We start from the raw sequence: 22,554 nt of genomic DNA on the forward strand, positions 1-22,554 counted from the left end.
CGGCGCTGCGGCACAATGCCGACCATGCTGATGTACCCGCAGATCGATCCCGTGGCCCTGCAGATCGGGCCCCTCGCCGTGCACTGGTACGGCCTGACCTATCTGGCCGCTTTCGGCCTCTTCCTCTGGCTGGGAACGCGCAGGCTGCGCCACCCGCCCTTCGTGCGCATGCAGGGCGACCGCGCCTGGACGCGCAAGGACGTGGAAGACATTCTTTTCCTGGGCGTGCTCGGCGTGGTCGTCGGCGGCCGGCTGGGCTACTGCCTGTTCTACAAGCCCGGCTACTACCTGAGCCACCCGCTGGAGATCTTCTATGTCTGGCAGGGCGGCATGAGCTTTCATGGCGGCCTGGTCGGCGTGATCGCCTCCATGGTCTGGTTCGCGCGCTCGCGGGCCCGCTCCTGGCTGGAGGTGGCCGACTTCGTCGCGCCCTGCGTGCCCACGGGCCTGGCGGCCGGCCGCGTCGGCAACTTCATCAACGGGGAACTGTGGGGCCGCTTCGCCAGCCCCGAGCTGCCCTGGGCCATGGTCTTCCCGCAAAGCGGCTCCTTGCTGCCGCGCCACCCCTCGCAGGTCTACCAGTTCCTGCTGGAAGGCCTGCTGCTGTTCGTGCTGCTGTGGCTGTATGCGCGCAAGGAGCACAAGCCGGGCCAGGTGGCGGCGGTCTTCCTCGTCGGCTACGGCGCCTTCCGCTTCATTGCCGAGTACTTCCGCGAGCCCGATGACTTCCTGGGCCTGCTGTCGCTGGGCATGAGCATGGGCCAGTGGCTGTGCGTGCCCATGGTGATCGGCGGCATTGCCATGTGGTTCTGGGCCGCGGGGCGCCCGGCCTATCCAGCCCAGGCGGGCAAGCCGGCCTGAGGCCGGCGGTACGCACGGATACGAAGCGGGCCTGGTGCCCGCTTTTTTGTGCAAGGTTGACGGGAGATGGGGCAGGAGCATGCATGGGGATAGCCCGAAGACAAGAACGCGACATCGGCGTACACGGTCTGCCGTGCAGACTCTCATAATGTGAGCAGCAAAAGATTGTCATTGGCCGATTGGCGGCATGACAGTCCCGTGACCGCTTGACATGGAGGAACTTCTGAATGGGTCTGGCTACTGACTGGATTGCCCGCAATGTGTCCCGCTTTCGCAGCACCGATGCGGCTGCGCCTGCAACAAAGTCCGAGGGCGAGGCAGCCAAGGGACCCGCGCCGCGCGGCACGGCCCAGCGCCTGCAGGCCACCCTGCGGCGCGGCCAGGAAGTGCTGTCCCCGCGCGAGCTGCGCAAGCTCATGGAAGACCTGCAGGCTGCCGCCGACGCCGGCCTGAGCGATGTCGAGGGCGGCCGCCATGCGCAACTGCTCATGGACTGGTACGCCCAGGCCGAGCTGCCCGCGCACAAGGATTTCTGGGCGCTGATCGTCGAGCAGTTCGGCCCCGATACCGAAGCCCTGATGGCCGCGCGCAAGCGCTATGACACGGCGGCCAGCGATGCCGAGCGCGGCCAGGCCGAGATGGACCTGCGCCGCGCGCTGATGTCGCCGCGCACGCGGCTGCTGCAGCGCTTTGCCCAGCCCCAGGGCGGCATGGGCTTTCTGGTGGACCTGCGCGCCGAACTCCTGGCCCTGCCCAAGGCGGAGCAGCAGCGCTTTTCCGCGCTGGACGCCGAGCTGGAGCATCTGTTTGCCAACTGGTTCGACGTGGCCCTGCTGGAGCTGCGCCGCCTGAGCTGGGACTCGCCGGCCTCGCTGATCGAAAAGCTCATCCAGTACGAGGCCGTGCACGACATCCGCAGCTGGGCCGACCTCAAGAACCGCCTGGACAGCGACCGGCGCTGCTACGGGTTCTTCCACCCGCGCATGCCCACCGTGCCCCTGATCTTCGTGGAGGTGGCGCTGGTGGACCGGATGTCCGACAGCATCGCCCCGCTGCTGGACGAGACCGCCGCGGCCTCCGACCTGGGCCGTGCCACCACGGCCATCTTCTACTCCATCAGCAACACCCAGACCGGCCTGCGCGGCGTGAGCTTTGGCGACTCGCTGATCAAGCATGTGGTGGAGACGCTGACGGGCGAGTTCCCCCGGCTGCGCCATTTCGCCACGCTGTCTCCCATTCCGGGCCTGCGTGCCTGGATCGCCAAGCACGGCGATGCCATCCTGGAGAAGATGGACGAGCGCCAGCGCAAGGCCTTCGAGCTCAAGGCCGGCGGCATGGGCGCCGAGCACCTGCTGGCGGCGCTGGATGCGCCGCAGGATCTCAAGCCCGACGCACCCGTGCGCCGCGCACTGCTGTTCTGCGCTGCCCACTATCTGGGGCGCGAGACGGCCAAGGGCCGGCCGCTGGACCCGGTGGCGCGTTTTCACCTGGGCAATGGCGCGCGCGTGGAGCGGCTCAACTGGGCGGCCGACCTGTCGGCCAAGGGACTCAAGCAGTCGCTGGGGCTGATGGTCAACTACCTCTACGACCTCAAGCGCCTGGACAAGCATCGCGGCCTGCTGGCGCAGGGCCGCATACCGGTGTCCTCGGACATCGAAGCCCTGTGCAAATGAAAAGGGGCGCGGCGCAGGCCGTGCCCCTTTTCTTGCACAGGGACTGCTGCGCCTGACAACGAAGACAGCCTCAAAGAGGCGACAAGGAGACAAGTCATGCAAGCTTCCCACCCCACGGGGCGGCGCGCGGTGTTGCGCGCAGCCGGGGCCTCGATGGCCGCGCTGGCCCTGCCCATGGCAGCCCGCGCGGCGGCGGACTGGCCGTCCAAACCCGTGAACCTGGTCGTGCCGTTTCCGGCCGGCGGGGGCACCGATGCCTTTGCCCGGCCGTTCTCGGCCCAGTTCGCCAAGAGCGCGGGCAAGACCCTGGTGATCGACAACCGCGGCGGCGCAGGCGGCACCCTGGGCGCCAGCTACGCGGCCAAGCTGGCGCCGGACGGCTACAACTTCTTCATGGGCGGCACCCACCATGTGATTGCGCCTTCCATGTACCCGCGCCTGGACTATGACCTGGAGCGCGACTTCATCGCGCTGGCTCTGCTGGCCAGCGTGCCCCAGGTGCTGGTGGTCAACCCGCGCAACGTGCCGCACAAGACCGTGCAGGAGCTGCTGTCCGACCTGCGCAAGCGGCCGGGCAAGCTCAACTACGCCTCGGCGGGCGCGGGCACCTCGCACCACCTGGCCGGCGAGCTGTTCAAGCTGCAGACCAATACCTTCATCACCCACATTCCCTATCGGGGCGCAGGCCCGGCGCTGCAGGACCTGATCGCCGGCAATGTGGACATGATGTTCGACGGCCTGGGCTCGTCGGCCCAGCACATCAAGAGCGGACGCATCCGCGCGCTGATGGTCTCTGGCGACAAGCGCAACCCCGCCTTCCCGGACGTGCCCTGCGCGGCCGAGTCCGGCCTGCCCGACTACACGGTCACGACCTGGTACGGCCTGTGGGCGCCCAAGGGCACGCCGCAGGCCGTGCAGGCCCAGGTCATCGACCAGGTGCAGCGCATAGGCTCGGCAGAAGAGATCAAGTCCATCTGGGCGCGCAACGGCGCCGACTACGGCGGCATGAACCAGCAGCAGTTCGCGGCCATGGTGCATGGCGAGATCGCGCGCTGGGCGCAGGTGGTCAAGGCCTCGGGCGCCAAGCTGGAGTAGCGGACGAGGGGCCGGTCAGGGCTGGGGCAGGGCGGCGGCATGCGCGTGCATGTCACCACCCTGTCACGGGCCTTCGCTACGGTCCATCCCTTCTGAGATCCATCCTGGGAGGGAATATGAACAAGGCAGACAAGGTCCGCTCGCCCGCATCCGTGCTGCTCGCGCTGGTCCTGGCTTTCGGCACGGCCACGGGCCTGGCAGGCTGCGGCGGCAGCGACGACGGCCCCGAGACCATCGGCTCGCTGCGGCTGATCGGCGACTACAGCATCAGGACCAAGACACTGTTCGACGGCGTGGAGTTCGGCGGCATCTCCGGCCTTGACCGCGCGCCCGATGGCAGCTACTGGGCCATCTCCGATGAGCGCGGCGGCGAGCGTGGCACGCCGCGCTTCTACAACCTGGGCATTCAGTTCGATGACAAGGCCATCCAGGCCGTGACCATCCGCAAGATGGTCACGCTCAAGGGCCGCGACGGCCAGCCGCTGCCCAGCACACGCCGCACCGTGGACCCCGAAGGCATCCGCGTGGCGCCCAACGGCAACCTCTACGTGTCCAGCGAGGGCAACTTCAGCACCGACCCCGCCAGCCTGTTCCAGCCCTTTGTGCGCGAGATCAAGGTCGACGGCAGCTTCGTGCGCGACTTCGAGACGCCTGCAGCCTTCAACTATGTGGACAACACCACCAGCGGAGGGCGCAACAACAAGCTGTTCGAGGCCCTGGCCGTCACGCCCGACGGCAGCGTGTTCACGGCCAACGAGGATGCGCTGGTGGAAGACGGCCCCTCACCACGCTGGCAGCGGGCAGCGTCATCCGCGTCCTCAAGCTCGATCCGGCCACGGGCAAGTCGGGCGCGCAGTATGCCTACGCATTGCCGAAGATACCCCTGGACAAGGCCGCCAGCGGCAGCTTTCCGCCGGACAACGGCCTGCCCGAACTGCTGGCGGTCTCCAACAACGAGTTCATCGCCATCGAGCGCGCCTTTGCCGATGGCGTGGGCAACACCATCCGCCTGACGCGCGCCACCATCGAGCCGGACACCACCGACGTGCGCAGCTTCAAGAGCCTGGTGGGCGCCAGCTACAAGCCCATGAAGCGCGAGCTGCTGCTGGAAATGCCCGTGACCTACCAAGGCATCAAGCTGGACAACATCGAAGGCATCTCCTGGGGTCCGCGCCTGGCCAACGGCAACCGCACCCTGGTGCTGGTGGCCGACAACAACTTCGCGGACAACCAGGTCACGCAGTTCCTGGCCTTCGAAGTGCGGCCCTGAGCCCTCTTCGGGCTACCTTGACTTGCGCGGGCGCTCGTAGCCCGCCTGCGCGGGCGCGCCCAGCACCATGTCGGTGAAGGCGCTGCCGCCTGCGCAGATGTGCTGGCGCATGGCCTCGGCGGCTACCTCCGCCTGGCCTGCGCAGATGGCGGCCACCACGGTGGCGTGTTCCTGCTGCGAGCGCGCAAGCCGGCCGGGCTTCTCGAACATGCGGCCCCGGTAGGGCGTGATTCGCAGCCGCAGCAGCCGCGTCTGCTCCACGATGAAGTCGTTGCCGCTGGCCTCGTATATCAGTTCGTGCAGCTGCATGTTGGCCTGCACATAGCCTTCGGCATCCTGCGCCTGGGCGCAGGCGGCGGTGTGCGCCAGCGCCGCCTGCAGCCGCTCGCGCAGCTGCGCATGGATGCGCGTGGCAGCCAGCCGGGCCAGCACACCTTCCAGCTCGGCCAGGCCTTCCATCATGGCCACCAGCTCGCGCGCATCCAGCCGCCGCACATAGATGCCCGAGCGCGGAACGATCTCCACCAGCCCCTTGGCCACCAGCAGCAGCAGCGCCTCGCGCACGGGGGTGCGCGAGGCACCGAAGCGTTCGCACAGGGCCGGCTCGTCGATGGCGTCGCCGGGCCGCATGGCGCCCGAGCGCAGCTCGTCTTCCAGCGATTGCCGTATACGCTCCTGCAGGCTGGACGTGGCCGGGGTTTTCTCCAATGGCTGCTTGGCTGGAAGCATTTTCTAATTCAAATATATCTGATTGACTGACTGATACATATGACACCCAGACTCGACATCCAGGATCACCTGGCCACCATCACGCTGCAGCGCCCCGAAGCGGCCAACAAGCTGGCCCCGGAAGACCTGGGCGCGCTGGTCGCGCACATGGAGCATATCAACCACCGCGACGATGTGCGCGTGGTGGTGCTGCGCAGCGAAGGCAAGTACTTTTGCAGTGGTTATGATATATCAGAGATCCAGGGCAGCCAGACCGAGGGCAGCAGCTTCGGCGAGATGGTGGACGCCATCGAACAATGCCGCGCCGTGACCGTGGCCGCCATCCACGGCGGCGTCTACGGCGGTGCCACGGACATGGCCCTGGCCTGCGATTTTCGCGTGGGCAGCACGGCGGCCGAGATGTTCATGCCGGCCGCGCGCCTGGGCCTGCATTTCTACGCGGGCGGGCTGGAGCGCTATGTCTCGCGCCTGGGCCTGGACACGGCCAAGCGGCTGTTCCTGACCTGCGAGCGCATCCAGGCCCCGGAGATGAAGGCCTGCGGATTCCTCACCCATCTGGCCGATCCCGCCGCCTTCGCCGCGGCCGTGGAGCAGCTCACCGGCACGCTGGCCGCCATGGCTCCCATCCCCCTGTTCGGCATGAAAAAGCACCTGAACCTGATCGCGCGTGGCCGCCATGACGTGGCCGAGATCACGCGCGAGGTGCAGCGCAGCATCGCCTCCGAAGACCTGCAGGAAGGCGGCCGGGCCTGGCGCGAGAAACGCAGTCCGGAGTTCAAGGGGCGCTGAACCGCATCCTCCCGCATACACGCAGATTGCCCGTGGTGCTGCCTACCGCCCACAGCCCACGGAACCGGCGCGGCCTAACTCGGGGACACCGAGGAAGGGCTGCTCCCGCACCGAGGGTGTCGTCCCCCTTTGGGGGAAGGCGCGCAGCGACTCAGGGGGTATCAATAAACAGGAGACAAGCCATGTTCAAGCGTTTTGCACTGTCGTTGCTGCTGGCCGGATTGGCCGGTGGCGCGATGGCCCAGTCCTATCCCGCCCGGCCCGTCACGCTGGTCGTGGGATTTCCTCCCGGTGGCGGCGCCGACGCGGTAGCGCGCATTGTGGCCGACAAGGTCGGCAAGATCCTGGGCCAGCCCCTGCTGGTGGACAACCGCCCGGGCGCCGGCACCACGCTGGCCTCCGAGCATGTGGCGCGTGCAGCGCCCGACGGCTACACGCTGCTGCTGGGCAGCGCCAATATCTATGGCTCGGACCAGCTGCTCTACAAGAGCGCGCGCTATGACGGCGCGCGCAACTTCACGGGCATCACGCGCTGGAGTTCGGCGCCCATGCTGCTGGCCGTGCGCAAAGATTTTCCAGGCCAAGGCGTGGGCGATCTGGTGGCGCTGGCGCGCAGCCAGCCCGACAAGCTCAGCTATTCCTCCTCGGGCGCAGGCGTGATCACGCACCTGGCCACGCTGTCGTTCGCGGGCGCCAGCGGTGGGCTGCGCATGCTGCATGTGCCGTTCAAGGGCGGTGCGCCATCGATACAGGCCGTGGCCGCCGGCGATGTGGACCTGACCTTCGGCACGCCGCCCTCGGTGCTGCCGCTGGCCCAGGCGGGCAAGCTGCGCATGCTGGCGGTGAGCACGGCCGAGCGCTCCCCGCTGTTTCCCGAGCTGCCGGGCATGAAGGAGTCCGGCGTGCCGGGTTTTGACTACACGTTCTGGTTCGGCCTGTTCGCCCCGGCGGGTCTGCCCGAGGACGTGGCGAAGAAGCTGTTCGATGCCAGCACCAAGGCGCTGGAAGACCCCGATGTGAAGGCCAGGCTGGCCAAGCAGGGCAATCTGGCCGCGCCCTCGGCATCCCTAGAAGAATTCCGCGCCTGGGCCCTCAAGGAAGGGCAGGAGTCCAAGGCCCTGACCCAGCGTTCCGGCGCCGGATTGCAGTGAATATGAATGAGCAAACCATGAATGAACAAGCCACGGGCCTGCCGCTGGAAGGCCTTACCGTCATCGACCTCACGCGCGTGCTGGCCGGCCCCATGTGCACGCAGATGCTGGCCGACCTGGGCGCGCGCGTGATCAAGGTGGAGCAGCCCGGCACGGGCGACGATGCGCGCGGCATCGGGCCGTTTGTGGACGGGGGCTCGGCCTATTTCCTGTCGGTGAACCGCAACAAGGAATCCATTGCGCTGGACCTCAAGCAGCCGCAGGACCGCGAGGTCTTCGAGCGCCTGCTGCAAGGCGCCGATGTGCTGGTCGAGAACTTCCGCCCCGGCACCATGGACAAGCTCGGCTATGGCTGGGAGACCCTGCATGCGCGCCATCCCCGGCTGGTGATGACGTCGGTCTCTGGCTTTGGCCAGACAGGCCCCTACAGCGGCTTTCCTGCCTACGACATGGTGGTGCAGGCCATGAGCGGAATGATGAGCGTGACCGGCCACCCGGGCGCCGGGCCCTGCCGCGTGGGCGTGTCCATCGGCGACCTGGGCGCAGGGCTGTACGCCGTCATCGGCACGCAGGCCGCACTCATGCGCCGCGCCCGCACGGGGCAGGGCGAACGTGTCGATGTCTCCATGCTCGACTGCCAGGTGGCCCTGCTGGAGAACCCCGTGGCGCGGCTCGGCGCGCTGGGCAGCGTGCCGGGGCCCATGGGTACGCGGCATCCGTCCATGGCACCCTTCGATGTGTTCGCGGCGCAGGACGGCTGGTTCGTCATCGCCGTGGGCAGCGATGCGCTGTTCCGCAAGCTGTGCAGCCTGCTGCAATTGCCCGAACTGGCCGAGGACGCGCGCTTTGCCGGCAATGCCCTGCGCTGCGAGCACCAAGCCGAACTCAAGGCCGCGCTGGAGGCGCGCCTGCGGGACAGTCCCAGGGCGCATTGGCTGCGCCTGCTCACTGATAATGGCATCCCGGCGGGGGAGTACAACAGCGTGGCCGATGTCGTCGAGCACCCCCAGGTGCGCGAGCGCGGCATGCTGGCCCAGGTGCAGGCCCCCGGTGGCCAGATGCTGCGCGTGGCGGGCAACCCCTTGCTGGCCGCGTGCGATCAGCCCCTGGTGCGCAGGCAGCCGCCCGCGCTGGACGCGGACCGCGAGCGCATCCTGCGCGAGCTGTCCGTGGCGCAGCCTTCGCCCAACCATGAACGTGCCTGAGATTTCCCTGCTTCCCGCGGACTCTTCCTTCTTCTTCACAGCCATGACCAACCGCAATCTGTTCGCTGCCTTGCGCGCCGCCTTTCCCCAGGATCTGCAGAAGTGGGCCGTAGAGGCCATAGGCGCGGACGGCGCCAGCCTGTTCTACAGCTGGGCCGACCTGGACCGTGGCAGCGCGCGCATGGCCAACCTGCTGCAGTCGCTGCAACTGCCGCCCGCCAGCCGCATCGCCGTGCAGGTGGAAAAGTCGGTCGAGGCGCTGATGCTCTATCTGGCCACGCTGCGCAGCGGCCATGTCTTCCTGCCGCTGAACACGGCCTACCAGAGCGCCGAGATCGAGTACTTCGTGGGCAATGCCGAGCCCGCCGTCGTGGTCTGCGCGCCGGGCAATTTCGGCTGGGTCTCCAAGATCGCCTTCACCTCGGGCGTGGCCCATGTCTACACCCTGGGCGACGACCGCAGCGGCACGCTGCTGGAACGCGCGGCCCACCATGGCGACGAGCATGAGGTGGTGGAGCGCGGCGAGGACGACCTGGCCGCCATCCTCTACACCAGCGGCACCACGGGCCGCAGCAAGGGGGCGATGCTCACGCACGGCAACATGCTGTCCAACGCCGAGACGCTCAAGGACTACTGGGGCTGGCAGGACGGCGACGTGCTCATCCACGCGCTGCCCATCTTCCATGTGCACGGCCTGTTCGTGGCCATCCACGGCGCGCTGATCAATGGCAGCCCCATGATCTGGCTGTCGAAGTTCGAACCCGGCACGGTGATCTCGCGCATGCGCGACGCCACCGTCTTCATGGGCGTGCCCACGCTCTACGTGCGCATGCTGGCGGACGCGCGGCTCACGCGCGAGGCGGCGGCCCACATGCGGCTGTTCATCTCGGGCTCGGCCCCCATGCTGGTGGAGACGCACCGCGACTGGCAGGAGCGCACCGGCCACGTCATCCTGGAGCGCTACGGCATGAGCGAGACCATCATGCTGACCTCCAATCCCTACCGCGCCGACGCGCACAACGGCGGCCAGTCCGAGCGCCGCGCCGGCACCGTGGGCTTTGCGCTGCCCGGCGTGGGCGTGCGCATCGTGGACGACGCAGGCGAGAAGGTGCCCGTGGGCGAGATCGGCAACATCCAGGTGCGTGGCCCCAATGTGTTCAAGGGCTACTGGCGCATGCCCGAGAAGACGGCCGAGGAGTTCACGGCCGATGGCTGGTTCCGCACGGGCGACGTGGGCAAGCTCGACGAGCGGGGCTATGTGAGCATCGTGGGCCGCAGCAAGGACCTGATCATCTCGGGCGGCTACAACGTCTATCCGGCCGAGATCGAAGGCTTCATCAACGAGCTGCCCGGCGTGGCCGAAAGCGCCCTGGTCGGCGTGCCGCACCCGGACTTCGGCGAAGTGGGCGTGGCCGTGGTCGTGCCGCGCCCCGGGGCCGCCCTGGAGCCCCAGGCGGTGGTCGATGCGCTCAAGGGCCAGCTGGCCAATTTCAAGATTCCCAAGCGCTGCTTCGTGGTGCAGGAGCTGCCGCGCAACACCATGGGCAAGGTGCAGAAGAACCTGCTGCGCGACGAACACAAGCAACTGTTCGCCTGAGTTGGCGCCAGGGTGCGGATTGCGCCCTGACCTGATTGAAAAAGCAAAAGGCATCGGCGCCGCCGATGCCTTTTTTTGTGTGGCGGCCGCCGAGGCTGCCGCTACCCTTCAACGCAGGACGAGCACGGGGATATGGGTGTGCGTGAGCACATGCTGCGTCTCGCTGCCCAGCAGCAGGCGCTGCAGGCCCTTGCGTCCGTGCGAGGCCATGACGATGAGATCGCAGTCGCGGCGCTTGGCCACGTCGATCACGCTTTCGGCGACCAGGTCGGACTTGACGATCTCGGTGGTCACGTTGACCTTCAGAGCCTGTCCCTTGGCATGGATGGCATCCAGCACGGTCTGTGCGTTGGAAGTCCACTGGCCTTCGATGCGCTCGATCTGCTTGAGGTCCACGGTCTCGCCGCCCTCGAAGTAGCTGCGCGGATAGTGTTGCACCACCTGGACGACGACGACGCTGGCGCCGCACAGCGCGGCAAGGCCCAGCCCGCTGTCCACGGCCTTGTCGGAAAGCTCGGAACCGTCGGTGGCGATCAGGATGCGGTTGTACATGCGTGCTCCTTTCGTGTGTGCTGATGGATGGGATGAAGTCAGCATAGACCCAACCATGAGTTAACGGTTGATTAATGTCAATACGCTTATCATGCGGCCCGATTACGCTAAGAACCATGCCCCACACCACGATAGCCCCATCCAGCGAGGCGGCAGTGGCGGCGCTTGATTCAGGCCCCTCGCCCTCGCAGCAGGCCACCGCCCGGCTGCTGGATGATCCGCAGGAGTGGAGTTCGTTCGGACGGCCCGCAGGCCCCGCAACTCCCGCCGACCCTTCCAAGGAACCCACCGACTTTCCCGCCTGGGATTCGCACGTCGTTCTGGAAGGCATGCACTGTGCCGCATGCGCCCTGACCATCGAGGATGCGCTGCGTGCCGTGCCCGGAGTGGAGAAGGCCGAAGTCAGTGCTGCCACGCGCCGCGCCCGTGTCACCTGGCGCCATGCGCAGGTGCTTCCCTCCGAGTGGATGGAGGCCGTGCGGCGCGCCGGCTACCAGGCGCTTCCCGCACGCGATGCCTTTGCGCGCGAGCGCCGCCAGGCCGAGAGCCGCCGTGCGCTGTGGCGCTGGCTGGTGGCCGGCTTTTGCATGATGCAGGTGATGATGTATGCGTGGCCCGCCTACGTGGCCCGCCCCGGCGACCTGTCGCAGGAGATGGAGACGCTGCTGCGCTGGGCCTCCTGGGTCATCTCGCTGCCCGTGGTGCTGTTTTGCTGCGGCCCCTTCTTCTCCAGCGCGCTGCGCGACATACGCCAGCGCCGCGTGAGCATGGACCTGCCCGTGGCCCTGGGCATGCTGATCACCTTCGTGATCAGTTCGCTGGGCACCTTCGATCCTTCGGGCCCCTTCGGCGAGGAAGTCTTCTACGACTCGCTGACCATGTTCGTCTTCTTCCTGCTGTCCGGCCGCTGGCTGGAGCTGCGCCTGCGCGACCGCACGGCCGGCGCGCTGGAAGCCGTGATGAACCGCCTGCCCGATGCCGTGCTGCGCGAGAACGCGGCCGGCCATTTCGAGCGCGTGGCCACGCGCCGCCTGCGGGCGGGCGACCGGGTGCGCGTGCTCAGTGGCGAGGCCTTCCCGGCCGACGGCACCATCGTGCGCGGCCGCACCCATGCCGACGAGGCCCTGCTCACCGGCGAGTCCACGCCCGTGCTGCGTGCCGAGGGCGATACCGTCACGGCCGGCAGCTACAACCTGGATGCCGTGGTCGATGTGCGCGTGGATGGCGTGGGCGCCGATACGCGCTTCGCCCAGATCGTGGGCCTGATGGAAAGCGCCTCGCTGCAAAAGCCGCGCCTGGCCCAGCTGGCCGACAAGGTGGCGCGGCCCTTTCTCGTCGTGGTGCTGCTGGCTGCGCTGGGCGCCGCCATCTGGTGGTGGCCCACCGATCCCGGCAAGGCCATGATGGTGGCGGTGGCCGTGCTCATCGTCACCTGCCCCTGCGCGCTGTCGCTGGCCACGCCCGTGGCCATGCTCACTGCCGCCGGCACGCTGGCACGCAGCGGCGTGCTGGTGCGCAACCTGCAGGGCCTGGAGGCGCTGGCCGCCGTGGACACCCTGGTGTTCGACAAGACCGGCACGCTCACGCGCGATGGCCTGGCCCTGTCGTCCTTCGAGCCTGCTGCGGGCGAAGACGCCGACGAAGTGCTGGCACTGGCGGCGCTGCTGGCGCGCCAGTCCATCCACCCGGCCTCGCGCGCCATTGCGCAGGCCGGCGCCGATGCCGCCACCGACTGGAAGCTGGACACCATGCAGGAAATGGCCGGCCTGGGCCTGGACGCCTGGGTGCAGCGCGCCGGCGCGCGCCGCCATCTGCGGCTGGGCTCGGCCCTGCATGCAGGCCTGGCCGGGGAGCAGCCCGTGCAGGGTGTGCTGCTGGCCGAGGAGACCTCGCAGGGCTGGCACACGCTGGCCCGCTTCGTCCTCAGCGAGGACGTGCGGCCCGAGGCCGCCGCCGTGGTGCAGGCGCTGCACCGGCATGGCGTGCAGGTGATGCTGCTGTCCGGCGACCGCGAGGACGCGGCCCGCGCCATGGCGGCGCGCGTGGGCATCACCCAGGCCGAAGGCGGCTGCAGCCCGCAGGACAAGCTGGAGCGCCTGCAGCAGGCGCAGGCTGGCGGCCACCACGTGGCCATGGTGGGCGACGGCCTCAACGACGGCCCAGTTTTAGCTGGAGCGCATGTCTCTTTTGCTTTTGGTAGAGCAGTGCCCCTGGCACAATCGCGCGCAGATTTCGTTGTTCTGGGTGACAGCCTGGAACTGGTACTCCAGGCATGCTTGTTGTCGCGCCGCACGCTGCAGGTGGTGCGCCAGAACATGGCCTGGGCAGCCGCTTACAACGCGGTGTCGATTCCGCTGGCCCTGGCGGGCTTCATGCCTGCCTGGGTGGCCGGCCTGGGAATGGCACTGAGTTCGCTGCTGGTGGTGATGAATGCCGCGCGCCTTGCGCGCAGCCTGCCACTGGCTGCAACGAAACACACGGGCACGCCTGCTGCGCCCGCAGCGTCCGTCGCGATAAAGACGGGCTCCACCGCAACGGTGGGGAGGTTCTGATGGAAATACACCCCCTGAGCGGCTGCGCCGCTTCCCCCTCTCTCGCTTCGCGGGAGGGGAACGACACCTTCGCCGCGAGGCGGCTCTTGCTCGGTGTCACTGAGCTGGATCGCGCCCGTTTTGGGGGCAAGGCGTGGCGCGTCAGCGCCACGGGGAACTGACCATGGATATTTTGTATTTGCTGATCCCGCTGTCGGTGGTGCTGGTGCTGGCCATCCTTGCGGCCCTGTGGTGGGCCGTATATCGCGGGCAGTTCGAGAGTGTGGAGCAAGAGGGTGAGCGCATTCTTCGGGACGATTGACGTGGGTCAACACGCCCGGGAGCGAAGAACGTAACACTTTGATAGCAATCTAAGGGGTGCACGATGGATAGTTCAAATAAAAACGCTGTCTATTACGACGATTCCGTCGTAAGGCAGTTCTCTATCATGGCCGTCGTCTGGGGGGTGGTAGGCATGGCTGTCGGGGTGTTGATCGCCTCGCAGCTGGCCTGGCCGGAACTCAACTTCGGCATTCCATGGCTGAGCTACGGGCGCCTGCGTCCGCTGCACACGAACGCCGTGATCTTTGCCTTTGGCGGATCGGCGCTGTTCGCAACCAGCTACTACGTGGTGCAGCGCACCTGCCAGACGCGGCTGTTCATGCCCAAGCTGGCCAGCCTGACATTCTGGGGCTGGCAGATCGTCATTCTCGCCGCCGCCATCAGCCTGCCGCTGGGCTACACCCAGGGCAAGGAGTACGCCGAGCTGGAGTGGCCGATCGACCTGCTGATCGCCGTGACCTGGGTCTCGTATGCCATCGTGTTCTTCGGAACCATCGGCATCCGCAAGGTCCGTCACATCTACGTGGCCAACTGGTTCTTCGGCGCCTTCATCATCGCCGTGGCACTGCTGCACATCGTCAACAGCGCAGCCATTCCGGCCGGCTGGATGAAGAGCTACTCGGCCTACGCCGGCGTGCAGGACGCGATGGTGCAGTGGTGGTACGGCCATAACGCCGTGGGCTTCTTCCTGACCGCAGGCTTCCTGGGCATGATGTATTACTTCATCCCCAAGCAGGCTGGCCGTCCGGTCTACAGCTACCGCCTGTCCATCGTCCACTTCTGGGCGCTGATCTTCACCTACATGTGGGCGGGTCCTCACCACCTGCACTACACCGCGCTGCCCGACTGGACGCAGTCCGTGGGCATGGTGTTCTCGCTGATCCTGCTGGCTCCCAGCTGGGGCGGCATGATCAACGGCGTGATGACGCTGTCGGGCGCATGGCACAAGCTGCGCGACGACCCCATCCTGCGCTTCCTGATCGTGTCGCTGTCGTTCTACGGCATGTCCACGTTCGAAGGTCCGATGATGTCCATCAAGACCGTCAACGCGCTGTCGCACTACACGGACTGGACCGTGGGCCACGTTCACTCGGGCGCCCTGGGCTGGGTGGGCCTGATCACCATGGGCTCGCTGTACTACCTGATCCCGCGCCTGTTCGGCAAGACCAAGATGCACTCGGTGGGCGCCATCGAACTGCACTTCTGGATGGCCACCATCGGCATCGTGCTGTACATCGCCGCGATGTGGATCGCCGGTGTGATGCAGGGCCTGATGTGGCGCGCCGTCAATCCCGATGGCACGCTGACCTACACCTTCGTCGAAAGCGTCAAGGCCAGCTATCCGTTCTACGTGATCCGCGTGGCCGGTGGCCTGCTGTACCTGGGCGGCATGCTGGTCATGCTGTGGAACACCTGGAAGACCGCGATCTCGGGCCGTTCGGTGAAGGTGGCCGTGCCTGCCGTCGTGGCCCACGCCTGAGCGTCTAGGAGCATTACTTATGTCCGATCACAACAATAGCGCTCCCAAGAGCTTTTCCCACGAGAAGGTGGAAACCAACAATTTCCTGCTGATCGTGCTGACCCTGCTGGTGGTCGCCGTCGGCGGCATGGTGGAAATCGTTCCGCTGTTCTTCCAGAAGTCGACCACGGAAGCGGTGGCGGGCCTCAAGCCCTACACGCCGCTGCAGCTGATGGGCCGCGACGTCTATCTGCGCGAGGGCTGCTACAACTGCCACTCGCAGATGATCCGCCCCTTCCGCGCCGAGACCATGCGCTACGGCCACTACTCGGTGGCTGGCGAGTTCGTCTATGACCACCCCTTCCAGTGGGGTTCCAAGCGCACGGGTCCCGACCTGCACCGCGTGGGCGGCAAGTACAGCGACGAATGGCATCGCATCCACCTGAACAACCCGCGCGACGTGGTACCCGAGTCCAACATGCCTGCCTACACCTGGCTGGAAAAGAACAAGGTGGATGACACCGTGGTCGCCCAGCACATGAGCGCGCTGCGCAAGGTGGGCGTGCCCTACAGCGACGAGGAAATCAGCGGCGCTGCCGAGCAGGTCAAGGGCAAGACGGAAATGGACGCCGTCATCGCCTACCTGCAGGTCCTGGGCCGTTCGGTCAAGTAAAGGAGAGCGACATGGACATCACCACCATGCGCATCGTGGCCACGCTGGCCTCGCTGGCCTGCTTCATCGGCATCTGGTGGTGGGCGTTCGCCCGCCGCAACCAGGCCCGTTTCGACGAGGCCGCCCAGCTGCCGTTCGAGCAAGACTGAGTCCCTCCACCAGAACGAGAACTTCCCATGAGCGATTTCGTAAACAACTTCTGGTCGATCTATGTCACGGCGATCACGCTGGGCGGCATCATCGGCTGCCTGCTGCTGCTGTATCTCACCGCACGCAAGAAGGTGGTCCCCTCGGCCGACAACACCACGGGCCACGTCTGGGACGAGGACCTGCGCGAGCTGAACAACCCCATGCCCAAGTGGTGGATGTGGCTGTTCATCATCACCTCGGTGTTCGGCTTCGCCTACCTGGCGGCCTATCCGGGCCTGGGCTCGTTCGCGGGCAAGCTGGGCTGGACGCAGCTGGGCGCCTATGAAAACGAGATGGCCAAGGCCCGCGCGGACCTGGAGCCGCTGTACGCCAAGTTCACGAGCATGAGCACCGAAGACATGGCCAAGGACCCCCAGGCCATGGCCATCGGCGAGCGCCTGTTCATGAACAACTGCGCACAGTGCCACGGCTCGGACGCACGCGGCGGCAAGAGCTTCCCCAACCTGACCGATGGCGACTGGCTGCATGGCGGCACGCCCGAGAAGATCAGGGAAACCATCACGGGCGGCCGCATCGGCATCATGCCGCCCATGGCCGCTGCCGTCGGCACGCCCGACGATGTGCGCAATCTCTCGCACTATGTGCTGAGCCTGTCGGGCAGCCCGCACGACTCGCTCAAGGCCTCGCTGGGCAAGTCCAAGTTCACGGCCTGCGCAGCCTGCCACGGCATGGACGGCAAGGGCAACCAGGCCCTGGGCGCGCCCAACCTGACCGATGACATCTGGCTGCACGGCTGGGGCGAGGCCGCCATCACGGCCATGATCAACAACGGCAAGCACAACGAGATGCCTGCCCAGAAGGACAAGCTGACCGAGGCGCAGATCGCGGTGCTTGCTTCCTATGTCTGGGGCATGTCGCACAAAGACGGCGCAGTCCGTCAGTAAGCACAGGGGCGGCGCTGCGGCGCCGCCTTTTTGCGTTTTGAGTTTTCAGATATTTCAAAAAAACAAAGGAACCCACCATGAAGCCCGAGAGCGGGGATGACACCGGGAAGCCTCCCCGCAAAGTCATTCCGATCACGCCGGCCACGCCTGATCCGGGCGAGCTGGTGTCGATGTTCGAGTCGGAAAAGAAGGTCTACCCGCGCTCCATCAGCGGTGTCTTCGCACGCTGGCGATGGGCCCTGGTGTTTCTCACGCAACTGGTTTTCTACGGCCTGCCCTGGCTGGAGTGGGGCCAGCGCCAGATGGTGCTGTTCGACCTCGGAACGCGGCGCTTCTATCTCTTCGGGCTGGTGCTGTACCCGCAGGACTTCATCTACCTGGCGGGCCTGCTGATCATCTCGGCGCTGGCATTGTTCCTGTTCACGGCCGTGGCCGGGCGCCTGTGGTGCGGCTTCTCGTGCCCGCAGACGGTCTACACCGAGATCTTCATGTGGGTGGAGCGCAAGGTCGAAGGCGACCGCAGCGCGCGCATGCGGCTGGACAAGAACGGCTGGACCTTCGAGAAGGCCTGGAAGAAGTCGCTCAAGCAGTTGCTGTGGATCGCCATTGCGCTGTGGACCGGCTTCACCTTCGTGGGCTACTTCGTGCCCATCCGCGAGCTGGGCGGCGAGCTGCTGGCGCTGCAGGGCAGCTGGCAGATGTTCTGGGTGCTGTTCTACGGCTTTGCCACCTATGGCAACGCGGGCTACATGCGCGAGCAGGTCTGCAAGTACATGTGCCCCTATGCGCGCTTTCAGAGCGCCATGTTCGACCGGGACACCATGATCGTCAGCTACGACACGGGCCGGGGCGAGCCGCGTGCGCCGCGCACCAAGAAGGTGGACTACAAGGCCCAGGGCCTGGGCGACTGCATCGACTGCAAGATGTGCGTGCAGGTCTGCCCCGTGGGCATCGACATCCGCAACGGTCTGCAATACGAATGCATTGGCTGCGGCCTGTGCATAGACGCCTGCAATTCCATCATGGACAAGATGGAGTACCCGCGCGGCCTGATCCGCCTGACCACGCAGAACGCCATGGCCGGCCTGTGGCGGCGTGCCCAGGTGCTGCGCCGCATCTTCCGTCCGCGCGTGCTGATCTACTCGGCCGTGCTGATCGGCTTGAGCGTGGCCATGATCGTGAGCCTGGCGCTGCGCCAGTCGGTCAAGGTGGACGTGATCCGCGACCGCGCCTCGCTGTCGCGCATCGTGGCGGGCGGCAAGCTGGAGAATGTCTACCGCCTGCAGATCATGAATGCCACCGAGCAGGCCCAGCGCTACCGCATCAGCGCCCATGGCCTCGATGGGCTGGAGCTGGCGTCCGAGCAGGAAGTCGAGGTCGGCCCGGCCGAGACGCGCGGCATTGCGGCGCGCCTGCAGATTCCCTACGGTTCGGCCGAGCCGGGCTCGCACACCGTATTCTTCGATATCGATGCCGTGCATTCAGGCGCGGGACGCGCGTCCGAAAAGGCCGTCTTCCTGGTGCCCCGGTGATGTTCCTGGCAGGCGCGGCACGGTCCGCGCCTGCCGCCTGAAAGAAAGAGGTTTCCCATGTCTTCCAGTCCCGCAGTGTCCGCGCCCGCGCAGGCTCCCTCGCACCCCGACGCCGGCAAGCCCTGGTGGAAGTTCGGCCATGTCTGGCTGGTGGTGGCCGGCCCGGCGGCCGTGGTGGTCGCTGCCGTGATCACGGCCATCATCGCCATCAATGGCGCCGATCCCGTGATCGACCCCGACTACTACCGCAACGGCATCAAGATCAACGAGCGTGCCGATGGCGTGCGCGAAGTGCCCAAGAGCATGGCGCCCGCCGTCACCGGCCGCAACCATGCGGCCACGCCCGCGCACGATCACCCCACCGACCGCTGATCGCCGTGCACCCCTGCAAGAGGCCGCAGTCGCGGCCTTTTTGCATGGCGGATCGCATCTCCGGCATTCGCGACGGGTGAGGGTTTCCTACAGGCGTGCAGGGCGCTGCGGGGCTTGGCGCCATGCGTTGGCGCGGCGCACAATGAAGGCGACCCCTCGACAGCACAAGGAGATCGCTGATGTTGGCCCAACGCTGGATGTGGATTGCCTGGCCTGCCTTTCTGGCAGCCGCCGTGATGGAGATGCTGGTTTTTGCCTTTGTGGACCCGCTGGAGCTGCATTGGCTCGGCGACCTGGGCTGGTCGCGCCAGGGCATCTACACGCTGGCCTTCTTTGCCTTCTGGGGCGTGACCATGCTCTCCAGCCTGATGACCACCATGCTGGGCCGCTCGGCCCGCGATCTCAATGACGGCGTGGTCTCCGAGCCCGACCCGGACCTGGCCATGCAGGGGCTGGGGCGGGACTGAGCGAGAGCCCGCCGCAATGAACAAGGCCCGCTGTCGCGGGCCTTGTTCATTGGCGGATGAATGCTTGCCGCCCTTGCAGCCTCACTGGCACTGCTGGCTGTTGACGATGCGCTTGAGCGCCTCCGTGTCCAGGATGCGCAGATGGCGCTGGCGCACCTCGATGATGTTGTCGTCCGCGAACTTGGAGAAGGTGCGGCTCACCGTCTCCAGCTTCAGGCCCAGGTAGCTGCCGATTTCCTCGCGCGTCATGCGCAGCACCAGTTCGGACTTGGAAAAGCCCCGCGCATGCAGGCGCTGCACCAGGTTGAGCACGAAGGCGGCCAGGCGCTCTTCGGCGCGCATGCTGCCCAGCAGCAGCATCACGCCGTGCTCGCGCACGATCTCGCGGCTCATGACCTTGTGCACATGGTTTTGCAGGGCCGTGACCTCGCGCGACAGGTCTTCCAGCTTGTCGAAGGGCATGACGCAGACTTCGGCGTCTTCCAGCGCGACGGCATCGCAGGTGTGGTGGTCGTTGACGATGCCGTCCAGGCCGATGATCTCGCCGGCCATCTGAAAGCCTGTGACCTGGTCGCGTCCGTCCTCGGTGGCCACGCAGGTCTTGAAGAAGCCGGTGCGGATGGCGTACAGCGAGGTGAATGTCTCGCCGTTGCGAAACAGCAGGCCTCCGCGCTTGACCTTGCGGCGCGTGGCCACGATGTCGTCGATGCGCTGCATCTGCTCGGCATCCAGGCCCATGGGCATGCACAGTTCGCGCAGGTTGCAGTTGGAGCAGGAGGCTTTGATGGTCTGAAGGTTCATGGAGTGATAAACATCAGCGGCACACAGCGTGCCGGCGGTGACCTCGTGGATTGCGATGAGTTGGATCAAATTGTCGCAGCAGTCCCTCAAACAACTCTTGATATGAGTCAAGGACATGACCGATGTGCTGCGGCACAGTCGAGGTATTAGAGGAAAAAACCCATGACCGCTGTCACCCCAGAGCTGCTGCGTCGCTTTGACGTACCGGGGCCCCGATACACCTCGTTCCCTACCGCCGACCGCTTTGTCGAGGCCTTTGGTGCAGAGGACTATATCCTGGCGCTGCAACAACGCAAATCGAGTACCGCAGCGCGTGCCATGCCTTTGTCGCTGTATGTGCACGTGCCCTTTTGCGAGTCGCTTTGCTACTACTGCGCCTGCAACAAGATCGTGACGCGCCACCACGATCGCGCCGCCGTCTACCTGGACTACCTGGCGCGCGAGATGGCCTTGCATACTGCCCATTGCGGCAAGGGCCAGACCGTCAGCCAGCTGCACCTGGGCGGCGGCACGCCCACCTTCTTCTCCGACGACGAGTTGCGCACGCTGATGGGCCTGTTGCGCGAGCATTTCAAGCTGGAGCCGGGTGGCGAGTACTCCATCGAGGTCGATCCGCGCACCGTCAGCGTCGAGCGCCTGGCCGTGCTCAAGGAGCTGGGCTTCAACCGCCTGAGCTTCGGTGTGCAGGACTTTGACGAACAGGTGCAGATCGCGGTTCATCGCGTGCAGCCGGCCGAGCAGGTGTTCGAGCTGGTGGCGGCCGCGCGGCAGCTGGGCTTTGCCTCCATCAACGTGGACCTGATCTACGGCCTGCCCAAGCAGACGCCCGAATCCTTCGAGCGCACGCTGGCCCAGGTCAACGCGCTGCGGCCCGACCGCATCGCGCTCTATGCCTATGCCCACCTGCCCGAGCGCTTCAAGCCGCAGCGGCGCATTGCGGCCGAGGATCTGCCCCAGGGGGCCGACAAGCTGGCCATGCTGTCGCGTTCCATCGCCGCGTTCATGGACGGTGGTTATGTTTACGTGGGCATGGACCACTTCGCCCTGCCCGAGGACTCGCTGGCCGTGGCCAAGCGCCAGGGCCGGCTGCACCGCAACTTCCAGGGCTACAGCACCCAGCCCGACTGCGACCTGATTGCGCTGGGCGTGTCGGCCATCGGCAAGGTGGGTGCCAGCTACAGCCAGAACGCCAAGACGCTGGAGGAGTACTACGACGCCATCGACGCCAGCCACCTGCCCGTGGTGCGTGGCCTGGCGCTGTCGCGCGACGACCTGGTGCGCCGCGCCGTCATCATGGCCATCATGTGCCAGGGCGCCGTGCTGTTCGAGCCCATGGAGCAGGCCTGGCTGCTGGGCTTTCGCGAGTACTTCGCGCCCGAGATGGCGGCCCTGGAGGACCTGCAGGCCAAGGGCCTGGTGCAGATCAGCGACGAGGGCTTCCAGGTCACGCCCATGGGCTGGTACTTCGTGCGCGGCGTGGCCATGCTGTTTGACCGATATCTGCAGGCGGACAAGAACCGGGCGCGGTTTTCGAGGATCATCTAGGCCCCATGCTGTTGTCGCTGCTCTGGACCGCTTTGATCATGGGGCTCGTCGGCGGGCCCCATTGCCTTGCCATGTGCGCTGCGCCCTGCGGCGTGGTCACGGGCGGGGCGGGGCAGGGCGGCGGCTCGCAGGTGGTGGCCGTGCATGGATTGCAAAGCCGGCTGTGGCTGCGCACGGCGCTGTTCCACGGCGGCCGTCTGGCCGGCTATGCCAGCCTGGGCGCTGCGTCTGCCCTGGCCATGGAGAGCCTGTCCTGGCTCACCAGCCAGACCACGGCGCTGCAGCCGTTCTGGACGCTGACCCATGTCGCCGTGATGGCCTGGGGCCTGGCCATGATGGTGCAGGCCCGCCAGCCCGCCTGGCTGGAGTCTGCCGGCCGCGCCGCCTGGCGGCGCGTGCAGCCCTGGGTGTCGGCGCCGGGCGGCACGCTGGCGGCAGGCTATGCCTGGGCGCTCATGCCTTGCGGACTGCTGTATTCGGCCGTGCTGGTCGCCGCGCTCAGCGGCGGCCCGTTGCAGGGCGCGCTGGCCATGGCGGCCTTTGGCGTGGGCAGCGGCCTGTGGCTGGTGGCCGGACCCTGGCTGTGGCGGCTGGGCCGGCAGCGCCTGAACGGCCTGCGCGCCGAATGGGGCACGCGCCTGGCCGGCCTGATGCTGGTGGGCGTGGCCGTCTGGGCGCTGTGGATGGACCTGATCTACAAGCCCAGCCTCTGGTGCCGTTGAGCAACAGCTGAGGCCAGACTTGGCACCTGGGGTCGCGGATTGGCTGCGAGGCCCTCAGAACTGGAGATAATGCCCGAATCATCGGCTTACATAT

The 22,554-nt window shown here is 66.7% G+C and carries 21 protein-coding genes and 1 pseudogene; 19 read left to right on the forward strand and 3 right to left on the reverse strand.

The features are described from left to right. Positions 1 to 15: 15 nt before the first annotated feature. The 4 genes and pseudogenes from lgt (at position 16) to CLV01_RS12860 (ending at position 4,899) form a co-directional block, all read left to right on the forward strand. Complete coding sequence (gene lgt, locus CLV01_RS12845; protein ID WP_257221283.1) at positions 16 to 861, forward strand: prolipoprotein diacylglyceryl transferase; 846 nt, start codon at positions 16 to 18, stop codon at positions 859 to 861. Between the two features lie 227 nt (positions 862 to 1,088). Further along, on the forward strand, positions 1,089 to 2,534 hold the full coding sequence (locus tag CLV01_RS12850) for a malonyl-CoA decarboxylase (protein WP_096915806.1): 1,446 nt from the start codon (positions 1,089 to 1,091) through the stop codon (positions 2,532 to 2,534). Between the two features lie 96 nt (positions 2,535 to 2,630). After that, positions 2,631 to 3,629 (forward strand): Bug family tripartite tricarboxylate transporter substrate binding protein, encoded by a 999-nt coding sequence (locus CLV01_RS12855; protein ID WP_012204613.1) that lies wholly within the window; start codon positions 2,631 to 2,633, stop codon positions 3,627 to 3,629. Positions 3,630 to 3,745: 116 nt separating this feature from the next. Beyond that, a pseudogene (locus CLV01_RS12860) lies at positions 3,746 to 4,899 on the forward strand (esterase-like activity of phytase family protein). 12 nt (positions 4,900 to 4,911) lie between these two features. Here the strand turns inward: CLV01_RS12860 and CLV01_RS12865 are convergent. Next, entirely contained in the window at positions 4,912 to 5,628 is a 717-nt protein-coding gene (locus CLV01_RS12865; RefSeq protein ID WP_013803234.1) for a GntR family transcriptional regulator, read from the reverse strand. A 39-nt stretch (positions 5,629 to 5,667) separates the two neighbouring features. Here CLV01_RS12865 and CLV01_RS12870 point away from each other — a divergent pair, with 39 nt between their 5' ends. The 4 genes from CLV01_RS12870 to CLV01_RS12885 all read left to right on the forward strand — a co-directional run bounded on the left by CLV01_RS12870 (position 5,668) and on the right by CLV01_RS12885 (position 10,370). Next, complete coding sequence (locus CLV01_RS12870; protein ID WP_012204616.1) at positions 5,668 to 6,417, forward strand: enoyl-CoA hydratase/isomerase family protein; 750 nt, start codon at positions 5,668 to 5,670, stop codon at positions 6,415 to 6,417. A gap of 182 nt (positions 6,418 to 6,599) precedes the next feature. Beyond that, positions 6,600 to 7,568: a Bug family tripartite tricarboxylate transporter substrate binding protein gene (locus tag CLV01_RS12875; protein WP_047217627.1), complete on the forward strand. Its 969-nt coding sequence runs from the start codon at positions 6,600 to 6,602 to the stop codon at positions 7,566 to 7,568. Between the two features lie 17 nt (positions 7,569 to 7,585). After that, positions 7,586 to 8,773 carry a CaiB/BaiF CoA transferase family protein gene (locus tag CLV01_RS12880; protein WP_099735164.1) on the forward strand — a complete coding sequence of 396 codons (1,188 nt, stop codon included), beginning with the start codon at positions 7,586 to 7,588 and terminating at the stop codon, positions 8,771 to 8,773. Between the two features lie 43 nt (positions 8,774 to 8,816). Beyond that, positions 8,817 to 10,370: a malonate--CoA ligase gene (locus tag CLV01_RS12885; RefSeq protein ID WP_099735163.1), complete on the forward strand. Its 1,554-nt coding sequence runs from the start codon at positions 8,817 to 8,819 to the stop codon at positions 10,368 to 10,370. Between the two features lie 108 nt (positions 10,371 to 10,478). Here the strand turns inward: CLV01_RS12885 and CLV01_RS12890 are convergent, their stop codons facing one another. Next, complete coding sequence (locus CLV01_RS12890; RefSeq protein ID WP_012204620.1) at positions 10,479 to 10,922, reverse strand: universal stress protein; 444 nt, start codon at positions 10,920 to 10,922, stop codon at positions 10,479 to 10,481. Between the two features lie 116 nt (positions 10,923 to 11,038). On the opposite strand from CLV01_RS12890, the gene CLV01_RS12895 reads away from it, so the two are divergent. The 9 genes from CLV01_RS12895 to CLV01_RS12940 all read left to right on the forward strand — a co-directional run bounded on the left by CLV01_RS12895 (position 11,039) and on the right by CLV01_RS12940 (position 19,392). Continuing rightward, a complete protein-coding gene (locus CLV01_RS12895) occupies positions 11,039 to 13,474 on the forward strand; it encodes a heavy metal translocating P-type ATPase (protein ID WP_099734143.1) in 2,436 nt (811 codons plus the stop codon). A gap of 163 nt (positions 13,475 to 13,637) precedes the next feature. Then, positions 13,638 to 13,775 carry a cbb3-type cytochrome oxidase assembly protein CcoS gene (gene ccoS, locus CLV01_RS12905; RefSeq protein ID WP_013803228.1) on the forward strand — a complete coding sequence of 46 codons (138 nt, stop codon included), beginning with the start codon at positions 13,638 to 13,640 and terminating at the stop codon, positions 13,773 to 13,775. 63 nt (positions 13,776 to 13,838) lie between these two features. Continuing rightward, entirely contained in the window at positions 13,839 to 15,275 is a 1,437-nt protein-coding gene (gene ccoN / locus CLV01_RS12910; protein ID WP_063326627.1) for a cytochrome-c oxidase, cbb3-type subunit I, read from the forward strand. A 19-nt stretch (positions 15,276 to 15,294) separates the two neighbouring features. Next, positions 15,295 to 15,927, forward strand: coding sequence for a cytochrome-c oxidase, cbb3-type subunit II (gene ccoO / locus CLV01_RS12915; protein WP_012204624.1), 633 nt, complete (start codon positions 15,295 to 15,297; stop codon positions 15,925 to 15,927). Between the two features lie 11 nt (positions 15,928 to 15,938). Then, positions 15,939 to 16,076, forward strand: coding sequence for a cbb3-type cytochrome oxidase subunit 3 (locus CLV01_RS12920; RefSeq protein ID WP_012204625.1), 138 nt, complete (start codon positions 15,939 to 15,941; stop codon positions 16,074 to 16,076). Positions 16,077 to 16,103: 27 nt separating this feature from the next. Beyond that, the gene (ccoP, locus tag CLV01_RS12925) at positions 16,104 to 17,021 is read left to right on the forward strand and encodes a cytochrome-c oxidase, cbb3-type subunit III (RefSeq protein WP_012204626.1); all 918 of its coding nucleotides are present in this window, start codon (positions 16,104 to 16,106) and stop codon (positions 17,019 to 17,021) included. A 77-nt stretch (positions 17,022 to 17,098) separates the two neighbouring features. Beyond that, the gene (ccoG, locus tag CLV01_RS12930) at positions 17,099 to 18,553 is read left to right on the forward strand and encodes a cytochrome c oxidase accessory protein CcoG (protein ID WP_013803227.1); all 1,455 of its coding nucleotides are present in this window, start codon (positions 17,099 to 17,101) and stop codon (positions 18,551 to 18,553) included. Between the two features lie 57 nt (positions 18,554 to 18,610). Continuing rightward, entirely contained in the window at positions 18,611 to 18,925 is a 315-nt protein-coding gene (locus CLV01_RS12935) for a FixH family protein (protein ID WP_099734142.1), read from the forward strand. Positions 18,926 to 19,104: 179 nt separating this feature from the next. Beyond that, a complete protein-coding gene (locus CLV01_RS12940; protein WP_013803226.1) occupies positions 19,105 to 19,392 on the forward strand; it encodes a hypothetical protein in 288 nt (95 codons plus the stop codon). A gap of 81 nt (positions 19,393 to 19,473) precedes the next feature. Here the strand turns inward: CLV01_RS12940 and fnr are convergent, their stop codons facing one another. Beyond that, the gene (fnr, locus tag CLV01_RS12945) at positions 19,474 to 20,193 is read right to left on the reverse strand and encodes a fumarate/nitrate reduction transcriptional regulator Fnr (RefSeq protein ID WP_034391808.1); all 720 of its coding nucleotides are present in this window, start codon (positions 20,191 to 20,193) and stop codon (positions 19,474 to 19,476) included. A 162-nt stretch (positions 20,194 to 20,355) separates the two neighbouring features. Between fnr and hemN the strand changes: the two genes are divergently transcribed. Together hemN and CLV01_RS12955 are read left to right on the forward strand one after the other, a co-directional pair. Beyond that, complete coding sequence (gene hemN / locus CLV01_RS12950) at positions 20,356 to 21,738, forward strand: oxygen-independent coproporphyrinogen III oxidase (RefSeq protein ID WP_034391810.1); 1,383 nt, start codon at positions 20,356 to 20,358, stop codon at positions 21,736 to 21,738. Positions 21,739 to 21,743: 5 nt separating this feature from the next. After that, complete coding sequence (locus CLV01_RS12955) at positions 21,744 to 22,460, forward strand: sulfite exporter TauE/SafE family protein (RefSeq protein ID WP_012204632.1); 717 nt, start codon at positions 21,744 to 21,746, stop codon at positions 22,458 to 22,460. The last annotated feature ends 94 nt before the right edge of the window (positions 22,461 to 22,554 follow it).

This window comes from Delftia sp. 60 (assembly GCF_002754395.1).
Taxonomy (GTDB): Bacteria; Pseudomonadota; Gammaproteobacteria; order Burkholderiales; family Burkholderiaceae_C; genus Comamonas; species Comamonas acidovorans.

Coding starts and splice junctions, on each gene's coding strand:
- lgt (WP_257221283.1), top strand. CDS start 16: ATGCCGACCATGCTGATGTACCCGCAGATCGATCCCGTGGCCCTGCAG.
- CLV01_RS12850 (WP_096915806.1), top strand. CDS start 1,089: ATGGGTCTGGCTACTGACTGGATTGCCCGCAATGTGTCCCGCTTTCGC.
- CLV01_RS12855 (WP_012204613.1), top strand. CDS start 2,631: ATGCAAGCTTCCCACCCCACGGGGCGGCGCGCGGTGTTGCGCGCAGCC.
- CLV01_RS12865 (WP_013803234.1), bottom strand. CDS start 5,628: ATGCTTCCAGCCAAGCAGCCATTGGAGAAAACCCCGGCCACGTCCAGC.
- CLV01_RS12870 (WP_012204616.1), top strand. CDS start 5,668: ATGACACCCAGACTCGACATCCAGGATCACCTGGCCACCATCACGCTG.
- CLV01_RS12875 (WP_047217627.1), top strand. CDS start 6,600: ATGTTCAAGCGTTTTGCACTGTCGTTGCTGCTGGCCGGATTGGCCGGT.
- CLV01_RS12880 (WP_099735164.1), top strand. CDS start 7,586: ATGAATGAACAAGCCACGGGCCTGCCGCTGGAAGGCCTTACCGTCATC.
- CLV01_RS12885 (WP_099735163.1), top strand. CDS start 8,817: ATGACCAACCGCAATCTGTTCGCTGCCTTGCGCGCCGCCTTTCCCCAG.
- CLV01_RS12890 (WP_012204620.1), bottom strand. CDS start 10,922: ATGTACAACCGCATCCTGATCGCCACCGACGGTTCCGAGCTTTCCGAC.
- CLV01_RS12895 (WP_099734143.1), top strand. CDS start 11,039: ATGCCCCACACCACGATAGCCCCATCCAGCGAGGCGGCAGTGGCGGCG.
- ccoS (WP_013803228.1), top strand. CDS start 13,638: ATGGATATTTTGTATTTGCTGATCCCGCTGTCGGTGGTGCTGGTGCTG.
- ccoN (WP_063326627.1), top strand. CDS start 13,839: ATGGATAGTTCAAATAAAAACGCTGTCTATTACGACGATTCCGTCGTA.
- ccoO (WP_012204624.1), top strand. CDS start 15,295: ATGTCCGATCACAACAATAGCGCTCCCAAGAGCTTTTCCCACGAGAAG.
- CLV01_RS12920 (WP_012204625.1), top strand. CDS start 15,939: ATGGACATCACCACCATGCGCATCGTGGCCACGCTGGCCTCGCTGGCC.
- ccoP (WP_012204626.1), top strand. CDS start 16,104: ATGAGCGATTTCGTAAACAACTTCTGGTCGATCTATGTCACGGCGATC.
- ccoG (WP_013803227.1), top strand. CDS start 17,099: ATGAAGCCCGAGAGCGGGGATGACACCGGGAAGCCTCCCCGCAAAGTC.
- CLV01_RS12935 (WP_099734142.1), top strand. CDS start 18,611: ATGTCTTCCAGTCCCGCAGTGTCCGCGCCCGCGCAGGCTCCCTCGCAC.
- CLV01_RS12940 (WP_013803226.1), top strand. CDS start 19,105: ATGTTGGCCCAACGCTGGATGTGGATTGCCTGGCCTGCCTTTCTGGCA.
- fnr (WP_034391808.1), bottom strand. CDS start 20,193: ATGAACCTTCAGACCATCAAAGCCTCCTGCTCCAACTGCAACCTGCGC.
- hemN (WP_034391810.1), top strand. CDS start 20,356: ATGACCGCTGTCACCCCAGAGCTGCTGCGTCGCTTTGACGTACCGGGG.
- CLV01_RS12955 (WP_012204632.1), top strand. CDS start 21,744: ATGCTGTTGTCGCTGCTCTGGACCGCTTTGATCATGGGGCTCGTCGGC.